The following is a 17,181-nucleotide window of genomic DNA, read 5'->3' on the forward strand; positions in this document are numbered from 1 at the left end:
ATAATATGACAAAACAAATGCCAAAGGTAAGACTGAGTCCCAAAGCAATGCCAAAAAATATATTGGTTAGAGTCATGTTTCCCTCCTAATATTCTACAATTACATCTGTCTCTAATTGACGTTTGAGATGACTAGCAATATCCGAGTAGTCTTGGTATTTATCTTTATTATCAGAGTTAATCATCAAGTAACCTGTTTGAAATTGAATTCCTTGGTTTCCATCTTCCCCATGAAAAACTAAACTGCCTAGTTTCTCCTGCAAACCATTCAAATAGAGTTGCTTCAAAGAATCTTGACTACTATTAGATAAAACAAGAAAATTCCCATCTGAAACGTAATAGAGTTTATCACTGTAACTCAATTCCTGAGCAATTACCTCTTGAATGCGACTGAGCATCTGGTTATGTTCTTTGGGTTTAATCTGGAAGAACAAATCTTCATGTGCCCAATGAATCAATAAGGACTGTACCGTCACATCACTTTGTTCAGTTACCATAGCATGGTAATCTGCTCGAGCTGCGTCCTCCTGTTCTTGTACCTTTGAGGCCACCTTGAAGAAATAATAACGAACCTTAAGTAGAATCCCAATCAAAAGAGGAAAACTGATTAATAAGAAGACCAGTTGAATGATTGGGATATAAACCACACCCGCAACCAAAACGATAAGTCCAAGCCCAAATGTTAAGATAAGGGTCCAAGTAAGCAAAAGGTCAGATAATACCAACACTGCAAACAAGGCTAAAGCTAAAAACAAGATTTGTTCTAAAATAATCTCTCGAGCAAAGAAAAAAGAAAGCCCTAAAAGAAGCGACTCGCACCCCAGAAAAGCGAGGAGCCAATTCCTAAATTTATTCCATGTTTTCATTATGCCTCTTCCCCCTCTTTAAATTCAGATACAGATTCAGCCATTCCAAAATAATGTTGTATAGCACGAACGATTCGTTCAGATGCCCTTCCATCTCCATAAGGATTTGGTGCCTGAGACATTTTTCTATAAAGAGTTTCATCTGTTAAGAGTACTGCCATAGCCTCTTTCACACATGCTGGATTCGTACCAACTAACTTCAAGGTTCCTGCACGAACCCCTTCTGGGCGTTCCGTCGTGTCACGAAGGACTAGAACAGGTTTGCCGAGGGAAGGCGCCTCTTCCTGAACACCGCCAGAGTCGGTCATGATAAAATAACTTCTTGAAGCCAAATTATGAAAATCAAGTACATCTAAAGGTTCAATCAAGTGGATGCGATCATGACCAGCTAGAATATCCTTAGCTGCTTCTTGCACAGCAGGACTAAGATGAACAGGATAAACAACTTCAATTTCCTGATGAAGATCGACCATCTCACGTAAAGCTGTAAAGACATTTCTCATTGGTTGACCTTGATTCTCACGACGGTGCATGGTTACCAATACAAGTTTCTTATCTGGATCCAATTGATCTAGAACTTCATGATAGTAATCCGATTGAACGGTTAATTTCAAGGCATCAATGGCTGTATTCCCCGTAATGACAATAGCAGACTCAGGATGATTTTCCTTGAGGAGATTATCTTTACTCTCACTAGTTGGAGCAAAATAAAGATCAGCAAGATTATCTGTCATCTGACGATTCATTTCTTCTGGGAAAGGAGAATACTTGTCAAATGTTCTTAGACCAGCTTCAACGTGGCCGATACGTACCTGATTATAGAAAGCAACTAAACTTGCTGCAAAAGTTGTCGTTGTATCTCCATGAACAAGAATCATATCTGGACGTTCTTGCTTAACAATTGAATCAAACTTTTCTAAAATTTTTCCAGTAATATCTAAGAGGGATTGATTTTGCCCCATAATATCCAAGTCATAATGCGGCTTGATGCTAAACGTTTCAAGAACTTGATCTAGCATTTGACGGTGCTGAGCTGTCACAACTGTAATCGTCTCAATACTATCACTATGTTTTTGCAATTCCAACACTAAAGGGGCCATTTTAATAGCTTCTGGTCGTGTTCCAAAAACAAGCATCACTTTCAGTTTTTTCATTATTGTATCCTTCTACTATAATAAAATTTGACACATCAGATTAATTAGTACATTTGATAGTTCCAATATCAATTAATTTAACTTTCGTAATTATTTTACCGTCAATTAATTTATATGTCAAATCTTTCTAAGTATATTATTGCATTTAATTTAATTTTAAATAATCGTAATATTTTTGTAATGATATAATTTACACTGTGTAAACCTTCCATCTTAAACTTTTATTAAATATTTTTTAAAATTCTAAACCTTACCATCTTTTGAATATTTATTTTATCGTTTCATAGAATACATCTCTTTTTCTAACAAAAAAATCCCTCTCTAATGAAAAAGGAATTTACGACTTCTTGCTATTTTAAAGTTAAACTTTATAAGATCTATCTTAAATCAAATCTTTTGACAGATATAAAACAAGGTCACCGATATCTTCACAAGTAGCTTTCATCGCCACTGGATGGTTCTGATACCAAACACCCGTCCCATCTGGAATATAGCCTCGTTTGATGTACAATCTCTGGGCAGGTCCATACCCTGAATGGAGACCAACACCAAGGGTCACCTTATCCGATATGAGCCTAACTTGTTTTTCTGCTTCTTCCATCAAGAGATTTCCAATACCTTGATTTTGAAAGGGCTCAAAGACATTGAAATCTGAGAGTTCTGGATAGATTTCTGCAAAAGGCCCCTGCTTAGCGCAGGGCAAAATTGTGATATAACCCGCTAAAGCACCCTCAACCTCTGCAACTAAGACTTCTCTCTCCCCACATTCTTGTTCAAGAAAATATCTATCCAAAATTTCTTCTCTACCCAGCCAACCTTGATTGATAAAACCTTGGGATAAGTGTTCGGTATCAGATTCGATCATTTTTCTAATAATACTGTTTCCCTTCATAAGGCACCCCTTTGAAAATTCATACTATCATTATAACACGTTTATAGTCAAAGAAAGAAAAAAGACCCAGTGAGTGTACTGACCCCAAAAAGTTAGACAAATAATTATTGAAAGGATTTAGTTCTGTATTGCACCGGACTAAGTCCTTTTCTACCATTTGTCAAGCATATCAAGGTATTCGATAAAAAATAGTTTGAGTTTCATAGTCCAACTAAGGAAATTGTCTTTTTTAAACTAAAGTTTAGTGTAAAAAGTGTACACAAAACCAACACCTTATCTAGTGATTTTTTATAAGGTGTTACAATAATATAGCATAAACAATTTTACCGATTCTCATAGAAGTCTGTGATATAACAAGGGTTGGTGTGGTTAGGTGAAGCTATATTATGAATGCACTTAAAGAGAATCTTTCTGGCATAGGGATTCCCACGTTTGGTGATGTGTTCCTTGGCTAGAATTTCCCCAGATTCATAGTGTCTGAGGTCAATGCCAATAAAAGCATTGATTTGATTGTCAGAGTGGAATCGACGAATGTCGCCAAGTTCGCCAATAATACTTGTCGCTGTGGTTTCAGCTATTCCAGGAATAGAGAGAAGAATCTCGTATTCTGGCAAAGATTGAGCCAATGCTACCATCTCCTCTAAAACACCTTGTCTGTGTTCAGAAAGCCTAAGAACTCCCCTGCATAGTATTTGACCTCTTCTATCACTGGAGAGGTTTTCTTGACCGCACAATAAGACTGATTAGCTAGTTTTGTAAGCTTATCTACTAAGTAAATCACACGTTTTTCAGAGATGCGTTTTGCCGTAGACTGACGGATGATAGCTGTTAATGTGGCGTCATCTGACTCCAGTACAAAACGATTACATGGAAAAGTCATGACCAAGTTCCAATATTGTTCCCCAGTTGTGTTTTCCAATTCAGGAAAAGTAATCTGTAAAACCTTGTGCAGACGGTTTTTAGCGTAGATAATATCCTCAGTAAGATTCTGATAGAAACGGCTGAAGTAGCGTAATTCTTGATAAAGCGCTTCTTGGACATGGCTTGGCTTGCGATTGAGAATGAACTGAGACGTGGTATAAGCGTAACTCTTATCCTCAAAGAAGGCTTGAAGACGACGAGAATAGACCCCAGTCGTCTTGAAGACAATCTCTGACTGGTGAACAGTCTTTAAGTCCCCAAGTAGTCGATTAAATCCGATGGCATCATTGGGTATGGTATAGCCATGTACTTTCTCTCCATTGATCAAGATGACCACTTCTGAACTTGCTTTACTCACGTCAATCCCAAAAACTACTCGCATGATATTACCTCTTTGTCTTGAATGATTCCTTGCTTTAGTGATGTCATTTTCAATACTCGACGTTTTTCGTCCCACATACTTTGATAACATTCTTCCTAAAACAGGTGTCTTATCAGTTTTAGTTATGACGTCTAGCACCAAAGGACTTATCGACTTAACAAGACCTCTCTACTTTAACATAATGAAAAAGTAGTGAGTACTTTCTCCCGTCGGAGATTTCCTCACTACTAACCTTAGTATGTTTTAGTTTGACCTTAATTCGTTTGTTGTTGTAGTAATCAATGTAGTCCACAATAGCTTGTTCAAGGTCTTCTAGAGACCTAAAGTGCTTCTCATAACCATAAAACATTTCCGATTTCAAAATGCCAAAGAAAGATTCCATCATACCGTTGTCTGGGCTGTTACCTTTACGTGACATAGATGTTTGAATTCCCTTACTCTTTAGGAACCGATGATAAGAATCGTGTTGGTATTGCCATCCTTGATCACTATGGAGAATCGTATTCTCATAGTATTTCTCTGTAAAGGCCTGCTCCAGCATAGCTTTCACTTGTTCTAAATTAGGAGAACAAGAAAGATTATAGGCGATAATTTCGCTATTAAAGCCATCTAAAACAGGCGATAAATACAATTTCTGTGTGCTATTTGGAATGGCAAACTCTGTCACATCCGTATAGCACTTTTCCATTGGCCTTGATGCTTCAAATTGACGTTGAATCAGGTTGTCTGCTTTCTTACCAATCTCTCCTTTGTAGGAAGAATACTTTCGTTTCCGACGAATTCGAGCACTTAAACCAAGGACCTTCATCAGACGTTGAACTTTCTTATGATTGACCGCATAACCACGATTTCTTAGTTCTAAGTGAATCCGACGATAGCCATAATTCCCCTTGTTTTCGGTAAAAATGACCTGAATTTCTTTGTCCTTATCTGGTTGATATAGCTGTTTCAACTGATAATAGTAAGTTGAGCGAGGTAAACGAGCCGCTTCAAGAAGTAAATCTAGTCGAAATCCTCCTAAAGCCATTTCTCTAACTGTCTCTGCTTTTCTAGTTCTAAGGTTTCGTCCCTTTCCTCTAACTCTTTTAACCTTTTTAGGTAAGCCACCTCAGTCCGTAAGCGTTCATTCTCCTCTTGGAGTCGCTCTAGTTCTGTCATTTCTTCCCAAGTTTTCTTCCGTTTACGTCCCATTTTAGGTACTCTCCCTCTTATTTTCTCAACAATAGTATACCCGTTTTTCCTGTATTGCGCCAGCCAATTAAGAAGTATCGTACGACTTGGGAGGCCGTATTCAAGAGAAACTCTATCTTTAGTCCAGCCTTCATGTAAGACTTTATTAATCATTTCTTGTTTTAAATCAGGAGAATAGTAGCGATTTTTGCCTTTTTTGACGAACTTCATTCCGTAACGATCAATCCATTTAATCATGTATCTAAGATTAGAATTGTTTATCCCAAATTTATTTGAAAGCTTCTCTAAGCTATATCCTTGTTTTCTAAGTTCATAGATTTGAACTTTATTTTCATAACTCAATTTCATAATAAAACATCCCAAAAGTTAGATTTTTTCTGTCTAATTTTTGGGGTGCAGTTCATTTTCAACAGGAGTGTTTTTCTTGTGTCTCATTTTATGGGGGCAGTACACATCTTATGAGTTTTTATTGTGTACTTATATTGTATATTCAAGATGCAAAAAAGACTAGGATTTAAAATTCCTAGTCTTTGTTATTTCGAAATAAATAGATTATACAAACTAAAAATCCATCCCATCCACACGTGGTGCACCAGAAGTCACTGAAATTGTCTTTAAGACTTCTTGCTCGTATTTGCTGAGTTCAATTCCAAAACAGTCAAGATTGCTCTGGATACGAGAGGCTGTCACTGACTTAGGTAGAGGTAAAAAACCTTCTGCCAAACTCCAAGCCAAGGCAATTTGAGCCACTGATTTCCCATACTTAGCAGCAATTTCTTGGACTTCTTTCTGTTCAAACAACTCCCCTTGCCCAAAAGGCCCCCAAGCCTCTAGGAGAATTCCTTTCTCTCTACAGTAGTCAACCACTTCCTCTTGATAAACTCCTGGTGCCAAGCGTACCTGATTGACCGCCGGAATGACTCTTACTGTCTCAAGCAAAGCATCCAAATGATGGGGAAGGAAATTACTAACGCCGATAGCACGGATCTTACCTTCTTGGTAAAGGTCCTCCATCGCTCTCCAGACTTCAGCATTGCGAGTTTTCCATTCGTCATTTTCTCTTAAAGGTTTTGGATTTGGCCAATGGATAAGGTACAAATCTAGATAATCCAATCCCAGTTTTTCCATTGATTCTTCAAATGCTTGGCGAGTTTCATCATAGCTGTGATTGGTATTCCAAAGTTTAGTCGTTACAAAGATTTCTTGTCGTGGAATACCGCTATCTCGAATAGCACGACCAACACTTTCCTCATTTTTATAGATAGCTGCAGTATCGATATGACGATAACCAGCCTTTAAGGCTTCTAAAACAGCTTGGTAGGCTACTTCTCCATTTTCAGCCTTCCATGTTCCAAATCCTAGAACAGGAATTGAAACTCCATTATTAAGGGTATATGATTTCATCGTTTTTCCTTTCTATGTGAAGAAAATCTAAAGAAACAAAGTCCTGATTAGCAGTACACTTGCTCCTTTAGATTTTAACAATTATTGATCACGATCGTAATAGATCTCGTGAGACTTCAAGCGAGAATTGAGCAATTCAGGAACGGTCACAAATGTATACCCTTCACCCTTTAGATACTCAATGACACTTGGTAGAGAATTGACAGAAGGACCATGGATATCATGCATGAGAATGATAGAACCATTACGAACTTGGTGTTGAATTTCTGTCAAAATAGCAGCTTCATTCTTGCTCTTCCAGTCTAAACTATCCACATCCCACATGATAAAACTCAAGTCAAGACTATTTCGAATATCATCAGTGATGGCACCATAAGGTGGGCGCATCAGTTTAGAGCTTGATCCTAAAACTTGAGTTAACAAATCTTCTGTATCAGTGATTTGCTTTTTAGCATCTTCGAGAGATAATTTAGAAAGGACAGGATGATCCCAGCTATGATTTCCCACAACATGACCTTCCGATTTCATTCGTTTCAGAAGATCTTCATTTCCTGCTATGTTTTTTCCAAGTACAAAGAAGGTTGCCTTTACACCGTACTTAGCCAAGGTATCCAAAGCTTGTGGAGTTGTAGTCGGATTTGGACCATCATCAAAGGTCAAGGCAACAACCTTTTTATTTTTCTTAGCAAAGTAAGATTGGTAGAGTTCCGCATCCTTTTCTAATAGATAAGAGGACTCCATGACATCAAAGAAACTGGATACTGGTAAAGCAATTTCTTCAACAGTCTCTCCAGGATTAGCAGGATAAAGGATGATTTGACTATCTTTATAATCAAAACTCCAAGATGCCAAATCCTGATCTGTGAAGCTCTTTATAACTTGATCAATTTTTGCCTGGTCAAGTTTCTTATCTTCTAGAGTTGATTTGATTTGACTCAGTAAGAGTTCCTTAGCCTTGCTTGCATCTTTGAAGAGTTTACTGAGGTCAAAAGCTTTCCCATCTTCAGTCAAGAAAATTTTCCCTAAGGAAGTCTTTTCTTTTTCTTCAACCTTTGCTGCAGACAAATCGTAGACTTGCCTACTGATATTACGAGCAACAACTCCCTTAAGGACAGGATCCAGCTGCTCAGTATAATAAAAGACCAGATCCTCTTTATCTTCTAGATTTTCTTTGATATCTTGGTTGATTTTTTCTCTAACAGATGCAATGACTTCCTCTCCTTGCAGAGGGTAGTAGGCAATCACCTCAGCTTGCCCTTTTCGGAAATGGTCCTTCTGACTACCTGAGTTGAATTGCTGGTCCTTTTCGCTTTTTAACGCTTCAATTTTTTGTTCATAAGATTGCTTTTGTAGAACCTTGTAGCCAATGGCACTTCCCAAAAGAATCATAGCGATTCCTAAGATTCCAACAAAGGAAAGCAATATACTTCTCTTTTTATCGTGAGAAACACGGTTCATATTTTTCTTCATATTTCCATCATATCAAATCAAAGCTATTATTTCAATGATAAACAGATAATCTAGCTCCATTTCAAAAAATAAAGAAAAAGCTTAGAATTCTCTAAGCTTCTATTTTAAAAGCGAATTGCTTCACGTGTTTTTTCATATGAAGTCACAAAACGATTTGTAACTCCTGGTTCTGCAACTTCCAAGGCTTGAGAAATCTTATCAAATGATGCCCGATAGTCAAACTCTTTCTCAAAAATTTCAAGTGCTTCGTTGAAAGCCTCTTGGATGCGTTCATCAAATGAACGGTAGCGATTTGAGTATTGGAGAAGTTGCTCTGTCAAAGTCGCATACTGAACAATGTCATATGTTTCTGTCTCAAGTACTGCCATATCATTCGTAGCAATTTCAAGAATTCGCTTAACAGATTCAATATTAACCTGCGGTTGTTCTAGCTCCGCCATCAAATCTTCAGTGTTATGACTTGCAGTAAAGAAGAGTTTCAAGAAACTTTGAGGGATTCCTGGTAAGTTTCGCTTCTCCATGTAACGTTTGATAGTGTGCAAACGATTCACATAGACATTTGCTTTTTGGCGAGCATTGAGGTCATCTTTTTCAATTTGCGCAAGTCGTTCGCTCACAGAAATTTGCTCATCTTCAATATCTTTGAGATTGCTTTGAAGCATTTCCAACTGTTCTTCAAGAACAGAATAGGCTTGAGCAGATTCTCTTTGGTCCTCTGTTACTTCTAAAATAGCGGTATCAAGTGCAGCTAATTCTTTTTGAAGACGGCGGACATGATTCCCATCACTTTCTGGAAGAAGATAAGTTTTATTTAGGCGTTCAAGATCCTGAACAAGCACCTGGTTATTTTCCTTCAAGTGGTTGAGATAGGTTGGAAGTGTTGAGAGGAGATTCTCAACGACTTTTTGAGCCTCAATTTCATGAGTGAAAATATCATAAAGTGCATTGATTTCTTCTTGAATGCGATTATTTTCATACTCTGCATTGTCCAACTCCAACTGACGAATGTTTTCTTGATTATTCTTCAAAGATTCATGCAAGAGTTGGAAACGTGACTCAATATCTGTTTCAATAAAGTGGTATTTGGCATCCAACAGCTTACGATAGCCCTCTTCCAAATCTGCTAATTGGTCTGGTAATTCCTTTGTCAAGGTTTCAACAAGAGCTGGAATACGATCAACAATATGCGTTAGAGCAAGAATATGATTTTCAGTATCATCTAAGATTGCTGCAGCTTCAACTGGGTCACCTGATGAGTTAAGGGTAACGAATTGAGAGAATTCCGATTGGATATTTTCCAATTGTTTCTCAATCTCAGGAAGAGCTTTCCCATATTTCTCTGAGTCCTCTGCAACCGTATGTTGAAGGGTTTCAAACAAGTCCAAAGCATGTAGGACGCGACCACTGTTCTTAGACTCTTGCTTTTCGAGTTCAGAAAGGGCATTGCGAATAGCTGCAATATCCTCCTCAATCAAACTAATCTGGCTTTCAATTTGATCAATCTTGTGAGCTGCTTTAAAGAAACGGAAAGAATTATTGTAGTTTTCAGCTTCAAAGAGGTGATTTTCGATGTCTGCAAATGAGTTCAGAGATAAATCAACCCATTTTTGATTCCATTCACGAAAGGTTACCTGACTTTGACCAATCAAGTGCATATTTTTAACGGCTTCAACCTCATCATTTACAGGAAGATTGTAGAGTTCTTCTTTTTTTTCTTCGAGGGCTGCTAATCTACCCTCATTTCGTTTTCGGAGAAAAACAGCTACTCCATATGCTAGAATCAAAATGACTGCAATCGCAACCATTAGATAAATTAGTTGTCCATTAGACATATCAAACTCCTTTTATACTAGAAACAATCGTAATGATTATATCATATTTTTTAAACCAAGGGAACTATTTCCCACATTTTTTAAACGTCAAGTGTACTGTAAACAGCGTTTTCTTCGATAAATTCGCGACGAGGCTCTACCCGATCGCCCATTAACATATCAAAGATTCTATCTGCTTCAGCAGCATCATCTACTGAAACACTTGCCATCAAGCGATGTTCTGGATCCATGGTTGTTTCCCACAATTGGTGATCATCCATTTCTCCTAATCCCTTATAACGTTGGATGGTTGGCTTTGAGCGCCCTTCACTATGACGTGCTAAGGCTTCTTGGAGTTTAATTTCTTGATCTGTACCTGGCTGGATGTATTCTTTGATCTCACTTCCAACTTTAACCCCATAAATCGGTGGTTGGGCAATATAAACATAACCAGCTTCTAGGATTGGTTTCATGTAGCGGTAAATCAAGGTTAGCAAGAGAGTTCGAATGTGGGCACCATCGACATCGGCATCGGTCATCAAAACGAGTTTTTGGTAACGAGCCTTAGTAACATCAAATTCTGCGCCAAATCCTGTCCCCATGGCTGTGAAGAGACTCCGAATTTCTTCGTTAGCAAGAATTTTATCCATGCTAGCCTTTTCAACGTTCAAGATTTTACCACGAATTGGTAAGATAGCTTGGAACTCACGGTTACGACCAGATTTAGCTGATCCACCAGCCGAGTCTCCTTCGACGATGAAGAGTTCGGTTTCAGCAGGATTATTTGAAGAACAGTCTGCTAGTTTTCCTGGAAGATTGGAAATTTCCAAACCAGATTTCTTGCGAGTGACTTCACGCGCACGCTTGGCAGCCACACGAGCCTTGGCAGCCAAAATTCCTTTTTCCACGATACGCTTGGCAATCTGTGGATTTTCCATGAGAAAATCAGAGAAGGCATCGCTGAAGAGGCGATTGGTAATCTTAACTACTTCACTATTGCCCAGCTTTGTCTTGGTTTGCCCTTCAAACTGCGGATTTGGATGCTTGACAGAGATCACAGCAGTCAAACCTTCACGGACATCTTCCCCTGTTAGATTGTCTTCATTGTCTTTTAGTAATTTATTTTTACGAGCATAATCGTTGATAACACGCGTCAGTGCTGTACGGAAACCTTGCTCATGCGTTCCACCTTCATGGGTGTGAATGTTATTGGCGAAACTCATGACATTTTCGTGGTAACCGGTTGTGTACTGCATGGCTACTTCAACAGTAATATCATCCATCTCACCGTCTGTGTAGATTGGTGTGTCAAAGATAACATCCTTGTTCTCGTTGATGTATTCAACATAGCTAGCAATCCCGCCCTCATAGTGGTAATGTTTAGTCTGTTCGAGACCTTCACGCTTATCTGTGATAGAGATTCGAAGACCTCGGTTCAAAAATGCTAGTTCTTGAATACGTTTATTCAATTTGTCAAAATCAAAGGTCGTTGTTTCTGTAAAAATCTCTGGATCCGGTGTGAAGTGAACTGTTGTTCCGGTTTTATCCGTATCTCCAATCACCTCAAGATCAGCAACAACATTCCCACGGTGGTATTCTTGATAATAAATTTTCCCGTTTTTATGAACCCGAACATCTAGTTGAGTTGAGAGGGCATTTACTACTGATGAACCCACACCGTGCAAACCACCTGAGACTTTGTATCCGCCACCGCCGAACTTTCCTCCAGCGTGAAGAACAGTAAAGACGGTCTCAACAGCAGGACGTCCTGTCTTTTCCTGAATGTCAACAGGGATACCACGTCCATCATCCACAACGGTGATGGAATTATCTGGCTCAATAAGGACTTGGATATGACTGGCAAATCCTGCTAAGGCTTCATCAATTGAATTATCAACGATTTCCCATACTAGATGGTGAAGGCCTTCTTTTGAGGTCGATCCAATATACATACCTGGACGCATACGAACAGCTTCCAGCCCCTCCAAAACTTGAATTTGACTGGCATCATAATCCTGTGCCTGTTGATTTTTGATTTCTTCTGTCATTTTTTCCCTTTTCTTACATGTCTATTGCTTGTCTCAGTGTCGCAACGTTTTTAAAAAGATAGGCATCTAAGCCGGCAGCTTTACCTGCTTCTACATCAATATTTCTGTCTCCAATGACCAAACCGGATGAGATATGATATTTATCACGTAAATAAATCATAGACTCTGGATCTGGTTTCCGTTTGAAACCAGAACTGGCAGTAACGACTTCTGTGAAATAGTCAGCTATCTGAGTCTTTGCAAGAAGTTCTAGCACTTGGTCATTTCGATGAGAGACTAAGAAATGACGGCCACCCTTGTCAGAGATGTCTTTTAGTAACTCTGGAATTCCCTCAAACAAAACTGGGTACTCTAGCTCACGCGCTTCATTCTCTTTGTAGTTTTCTAAAAAATTCTCGATGGCTGGGGCAAACTTCTCAATGGCAAAAGCTGTCGAAACCTTCAAGGCTTCGTAAACACGGTCGTGTTCTTGCTCTATTCCGTATTGGGCTAAGGTCTCTACAAAGGCCGCTGTAGAAGTCTCATAATTATCCAATAGGGTACCACCTAAATCCCATATATAGTCACGATATTTCATACCCTTTATTATACCATTTTTTTACGAAAAAAGCGATGATTTCCTAGATTTTTCCAAGCAAAAACGAGAGCCGAACTCTCGTCTTACTGTTAATTTCCAAAAACATCTTGATAGAGCATGCCGACTCGTAAACTTTCTGCATCTCCTTCCAACTGCTCTACCAGCTCATAGGCAAAGGCAAGGGCAGTTGACGGTCCTCGGCTAGTTATTAGATTGCCATCCACAACTACTGTTTCCTTTCGGTAAATTCCGTCACTGATGTTTTCCTGAACACCGTCATAACAGGTAAAGTGCTTGTCTTTCAGGACACCTGCTTGATGGAGGGCGATTGGAGCTGCACAGATAGCTGCAACTTTCTTTCCAGCTTGGTCAAAGGCTTTAATCTGTGAAATGAGGGCTTGATTATCCCGTAGGTGAGCTGAGCCTGGCATACCACCTGGAAGAACTACCAAGTCATAGTCGGACAAATCGCCATCAAAGATACGGTCGGCTTTTACCTGAATGCCATGTGATCCTGTCACCTGCTCTTCAAATCCTACCATATCACAGGAAATATTTGCTCGACGCAAGACATCAACTACTGTCAAGGCTTCAATTTCTTCAAAACCCTGGGCTAAGATAACTGCTACTTTTGCCATAGTGGCCTCCTTATTTGATTTGTTTTAGGACGACTTTCTTTCGTTTAAATGGAACTTTTCCACTTTTCTCCTCCGCTAGGTTGGTCTGGTAACTCATAGATAAGAGGAGACCGACACCGATGAGGTTACTAATAATTGCGGAGCCCCCTTGAGAAATGAAAGGCAGAGGAATCCCTGTCAAAGGAAGTAAGCCTGTCACGGCACCGATATTTTCAAAGATATGGAAGAGCAACATCATGATAAACCCAGTCGAAATGTAGGTGTAGAACTGGTTATTTGACCTGATCGTAATCTTCAACATCCGATAGATGAGAAGTAAGTACAAGGCAACGACAAAGACCGAACCAATGAAGCCAAAGTCTTCAGCAATTACGGTAAAAATCATATCACTCTCACGTACTGGAATGAGGAGATTGGACACATTGAAACCTTGTCCAAACAAGCCACCACTTCCAATCGCAATTTGTCCCTGCGCCTGTTGGTAAGTCGTTGTTTGCGCAAAGTCAAAGGGATTGAGCCAGGCCAAGATGCGGTTAATCTGGTATGTCGGCATCCCAATCTGATGCAAGAAGGCACGTCCATCCTTGCTTATAAAGATCGCCATGAAACCTGCTACTGCAGTCACTCCTGTCGCAAAAACTGGAACGATAATCTTCCACGAAACACCTGAAAGGAGCACCATTCCTGCAAAAATAGCTACGAAGACCAAGGCAGTCCCCAAGTCACTTTGTAGGGCTAAGAGGAGCAAGACTGGGATGGTAAAGGCAATCATCCAACCAATCAATAGGAAATCCAAGGGAATAGTCCGTTGCCATTCCTTGTGTTTTTGAGTGAATTGTACGATGACTCGAGCCAACATCAAGATATAGGAAATCTTCATGAACTCAGATGGCTGAAAGAGTGTCGTTCCACCAATCGATACCCAGTTCTTGGCACCTGTTGACGCTACAAGATTTGGATTGTAGAAAACAAGGGGGAGAACCATCAAAGCCAAACCTAAGCCATAAAGATAGGGAGTCACCTTCCATAAAAACTCAGTATTGAAGAACATGACCACAAAACCAATGACAAGGCCCAAGGAAATCCAAGCAATTTGCTGGCCTAGTATTGGTAACACATTATTTGGATAGTCATGACTAACTGCTATATAAATGGCCACTACTCCAATCACCAGTAAACAAAACACTGGTAGAAGGAGGCTATAATCGACTCGAGAGTCGAAGGAACGTTTCATATTTTTTACCTTTTCTCTTTCTTGGATTTTTCTTTCATTCTATTGCGACGGGATTGGAGAAAATCAGCTACAGCAGGCTCTAGCTGTTCTCTAGAAAGAACCTGAACAGCCCTTTCTTTTGACAAGGTCTGGGCGATTTGTTTGCCGTAACGCTTGCTGACAACACGACTGTCTAAGATTACAGCAACCGAACCTTGGTTGGGCCGTCTAACAGTACGACCAAGGGCTTGTTTTAGCCGAATGATCGCCATCGGTAACTGATAATCATAGAAAGGATTTTTCCCTTCTTGACGCAGTTCTTGGTTTAACTTTTTGGTTAACGGCTCTTGGGGATTTTGGAAAGGCAATCTCGGAATCACTTGAATCACGCAAGGATGGGTTGAAAAATCAACTCCTTCCCAGAAACTGCCTGTTCCAAGCAAGATCTGGCGTTCACCCTTTTCAAAACGTTTTTTCAGTTGACTTGGTTCCCCATTTTTATACTGAGCTAGATGCGGTTGGTCGAGCAGGTCCGAAACTGCCAGCAACATCTCTTTTGAGGTAAACAAAACCAATAAGGGTTCTTGAAAGGCTTGTAAACTTCGAATGACCGAAGCCACTTCACAAGCATAGTCAAAAGGCGAAACTTCTGTCACGAGAGGAAAGTCATCGATTAGAAAGACTTCTTGTTGCTCCTGCTTTGCTACATCAAGCCTAACAAGTGGAGCATCTGGGAATCCCAGTAAATCAGCTAAGGAAACCCGATTGCTGATTTCAAGAGTGGCAGATACTCCTAGGAGCCGACAATCTTCTGGCAATAAGCCTGCTAGTATAAAGCGACCTTCTTTGCTTGAACAAATCAGGACATCCTTACTAGATTTCTCTGCTGGAGCAAGCCAAAATTCACGGTCCGACGTGAAAAAGTTTGCAATCTCTCTATACTCTGGGAGAGCTAACTCCGAAAAATGCTGGCGCAACTGTTCAAGAGAATCCAACCACTTTCCATTCTTCAGACCTGACTGATAGTGCTCCATCAAGTAACGACATTCAAAGCCGATACTCTCAAGCAAGCGTTTCTGAACCAAATCTTCCTCTGACTCTAAGGACTTTTCAATTTGAGTTACGAGATCCTCTAGGCGATAAGCCTGCTGAGCTAGATTTTCGAGAGCTAGCAGCATTTTTTGAGCTTCATCCAAAATTACCAAACGGTTGTCAACAAACTCTGGATTGTCTTCCAAACGAGTGACCAGATAGGCATGATTAGTCAAGAGAACACGACTGGTCTTGGCCTTTTCCTGCCCTCGTTTCCAAAAATCCTCTGTAGCAAATAGACTTTTCCTTGAAAGCTTGCCATCGTGGACTAGTTCTGGCAGAAAATGCTGATAGCGATAAAGTTGCCCGATTTCGTCCAAGTCACCAGTCTCTGTCTCTGTTAGCCAGATGAGCAGTTGCATTTTAAAGCGTGTGAAAAGGCGATTGGACTCCGGTCGATGGAGAAGTCGGTGAAAGGCATCCAGTTTTAAATAATTTTGAGGCCCCTTGAGACTATGAATTTCCAGATGGAAGACCTCTTTTAAGCGCTGACCTTCTTCTTGTATGATTTGATTTTGAAGAATTTTGGTCGGAACACTCACTAGGACACCTGCTTGACTCTCCAAGTTCAAAGCTGGGAGGAGATAACCATAAGTCTTGCCTAGTCCTGTTTGAGCTTGAATGAAGGAAGTCTGGTGTTCTTCCAATAAGTGCTCAACCTTCTCCGCAAATTCCAACTGTTGCGGACGCTCCTCCAGCCCCAATAAAGAAATATTTTTAGCAAAATCTTTGGATAACTTTCGTGGGACTAAGCCTTTGCTTTCCTTTTTGAGGAAAAGCCCATGAAGCTCCATCAGGTCTGGCGAAGATAAGAGCGATTGTTGCTGATAGACCTCCTCAATCACCAGATAACTTTCATAGAGAAGGTTGTCTGCAAGGTTTAACAAGCTTTCTAAAAGCCCTTTTGGTAACTCAAATAGTTTTTGACGCATGTAAAGCAAGAGTTCAGCTGTTGCCTGAGCATCTGACAGGGCAGTATGGGCATGTTCCAGCTCAATGCCCAACTCTTGACAAAGGATACCTAAGTTATACTTTTCAAACTGAGGATACAGAACTTGAGCAAGCTCAACAGTATCCACCCGCGGTGTGCGCAATTCATATCCTTCAAAAAAGAGGAATTCTGCAAGAAGGTTAGCATCAAACTGTACATTGTGCGCAACAAAAATACCGTCCTTAACCAATTCAAAAATTTTTCCAGCCACCTGAGAAAACTCTGGCGCTGCAGCCAAACGCTGATCGGTCAGACCTGTTAATTCTTTGATATGAGAATCCAAGGGTTCGTGGGGATTGACATCAGTCGCATACTGATCGATGATTTCACCATTCTCAATCACCACAATGCCTACTTGAATAATTTTTGCCTTGCTTCCGGTGCTGGTCGCCTCTAAATCAACGACCACATACCGATCATTTCTCGCATTCATCATTAAAAATTATATCAAAAAAAGCATGATTTGACACCCCTCAACTTTGATAACAACCTCGCTTTTCTTTTGAGTTTGAGTAAAAATCAAGACCTTAAA

12 protein-coding genes and 1 pseudogene are annotated in these 17,181 nt (G+C 39.9%); all 13 read right to left on the reverse strand.

Going from position 1 to position 17,181, the window contains the following annotated elements; genetic code table 11:
• Positions 1 to 85 precede the first annotated feature (85 nt).
• A complete protein-coding gene (locus M9H69_RS06775; RefSeq protein ID WP_250315176.1) occupies positions 86 to 865 on the reverse strand; it encodes a hypothetical protein in 780 nt (259 codons plus the stop codon).
• A complete protein-coding gene (gene wecB / locus M9H69_RS06780; protein ID WP_250315177.1) occupies positions 865 to 2,019 on the reverse strand; it encodes a non-hydrolyzing UDP-N-acetylglucosamine 2-epimerase in 1,155 nt (384 codons plus the stop codon). The genes M9H69_RS06775 and wecB overlap by 1 nt, the downstream gene beginning before the upstream one ends.
• A 382-nt stretch (positions 2,020 to 2,401) precedes the next feature.
• Complete coding sequence (locus M9H69_RS06785; RefSeq protein ID WP_250315178.1) at positions 2,402 to 2,911, reverse strand: GNAT family N-acetyltransferase; 510 nt, start codon at positions 2,909 to 2,911, stop codon at positions 2,402 to 2,404.
• A gap of 326 nt (positions 2,912 to 3,237) precedes the next feature.
• Positions 3,238 to 4,214, reverse strand: a pseudogene (locus tag M9H69_RS06790) (transposase); the annotation flags it as partial.
• A gap of 154 nt (positions 4,215 to 4,368) precedes the next feature.
• Positions 4,369 to 5,753, reverse strand: a protein-coding gene (locus M9H69_RS06795; protein WP_250315179.1) for an IS3 family transposase whose coding sequence is annotated in 2 segments (ribosomal slippage) — positions 4,369 to 5,312 and positions 5,312 to 5,753 — 1,386 coding nt in all. Because the reading frame shifts where the segments join, the coding sequence is not laid out codon by codon here.
• Positions 5,754 to 5,966: 213 nt separating this feature from the next.
• Positions 5,967 to 6,809 (reverse strand): aldo/keto reductase, encoded by an 843-nt coding sequence (locus M9H69_RS06800; RefSeq protein ID WP_250315180.1) that lies wholly within the window; start codon positions 6,807 to 6,809, stop codon positions 5,967 to 5,969.
• 81 nt (positions 6,810 to 6,890) lie between these two features.
• Positions 6,891 to 8,279 carry a peptidoglycan-N-acetylglucosamine deacetylase PgdA gene (gene pgdA / locus M9H69_RS06805; protein WP_250315181.1) on the reverse strand — a complete coding sequence of 463 codons (1,389 nt, stop codon included), beginning with the start codon at positions 8,277 to 8,279 and terminating at the stop codon, positions 6,891 to 6,893.
• Positions 8,280 to 8,383: 104 nt separating this feature from the next.
• Positions 8,384 to 10,111: a septation ring formation regulator EzrA gene (gene ezrA, locus M9H69_RS06810; RefSeq protein WP_250315182.1), complete on the reverse strand. Its 1,728-nt coding sequence runs from the start codon at positions 10,109 to 10,111 to the stop codon at positions 8,384 to 8,386.
• Between the two features lie 80 nt (positions 10,112 to 10,191).
• Positions 10,192 to 12,138, reverse strand: a complete 1,947-nt coding sequence (gyrB, locus tag M9H69_RS06815) for a DNA topoisomerase (ATP-hydrolyzing) subunit B (RefSeq protein ID WP_250315183.1) — start codon at positions 12,136 to 12,138, stop codon at positions 10,192 to 10,194.
• A gap of 13 nt (positions 12,139 to 12,151) precedes the next feature.
• Positions 12,152 to 12,715 (reverse strand): HAD-IA family hydrolase, encoded by a 564-nt coding sequence (locus M9H69_RS06820; RefSeq protein ID WP_007520338.1) that lies wholly within the window; start codon positions 12,713 to 12,715, stop codon positions 12,152 to 12,154.
• A gap of 89 nt (positions 12,716 to 12,804) precedes the next feature.
• Complete coding sequence (locus M9H69_RS06825) at positions 12,805 to 13,353, reverse strand: DJ-1 family glyoxalase III (RefSeq protein ID WP_250315184.1); 549 nt, start codon at positions 13,351 to 13,353, stop codon at positions 12,805 to 12,807.
• Between the two features lie 10 nt (positions 13,354 to 13,363).
• Positions 13,364 to 14,587 carry an FtsW/RodA/SpoVE family cell cycle protein gene (locus M9H69_RS06830; RefSeq protein ID WP_250315185.1) on the reverse strand — a complete coding sequence of 408 codons (1,224 nt, stop codon included), beginning with the start codon at positions 14,585 to 14,587 and terminating at the stop codon, positions 13,364 to 13,366.
• Between the two features lie 5 nt (positions 14,588 to 14,592).
• On the reverse strand, positions 14,593 to 17,082 hold the full coding sequence (locus M9H69_RS06835; protein WP_434481181.1) for a bifunctional DnaQ family exonuclease/ATP-dependent helicase: 2,490 nt from the start codon (positions 17,080 to 17,082) through the stop codon (positions 14,593 to 14,595).
• Between the last annotated feature and the right edge of the window lie 99 nt (positions 17,083 to 17,181).

This window comes from Streptococcus oralis, assembly GCF_023611505.1.
Lineage (GTDB): Bacteria > Bacillota > Bacilli > Lactobacillales > Streptococcaceae > Streptococcus > Streptococcus oralis_CT.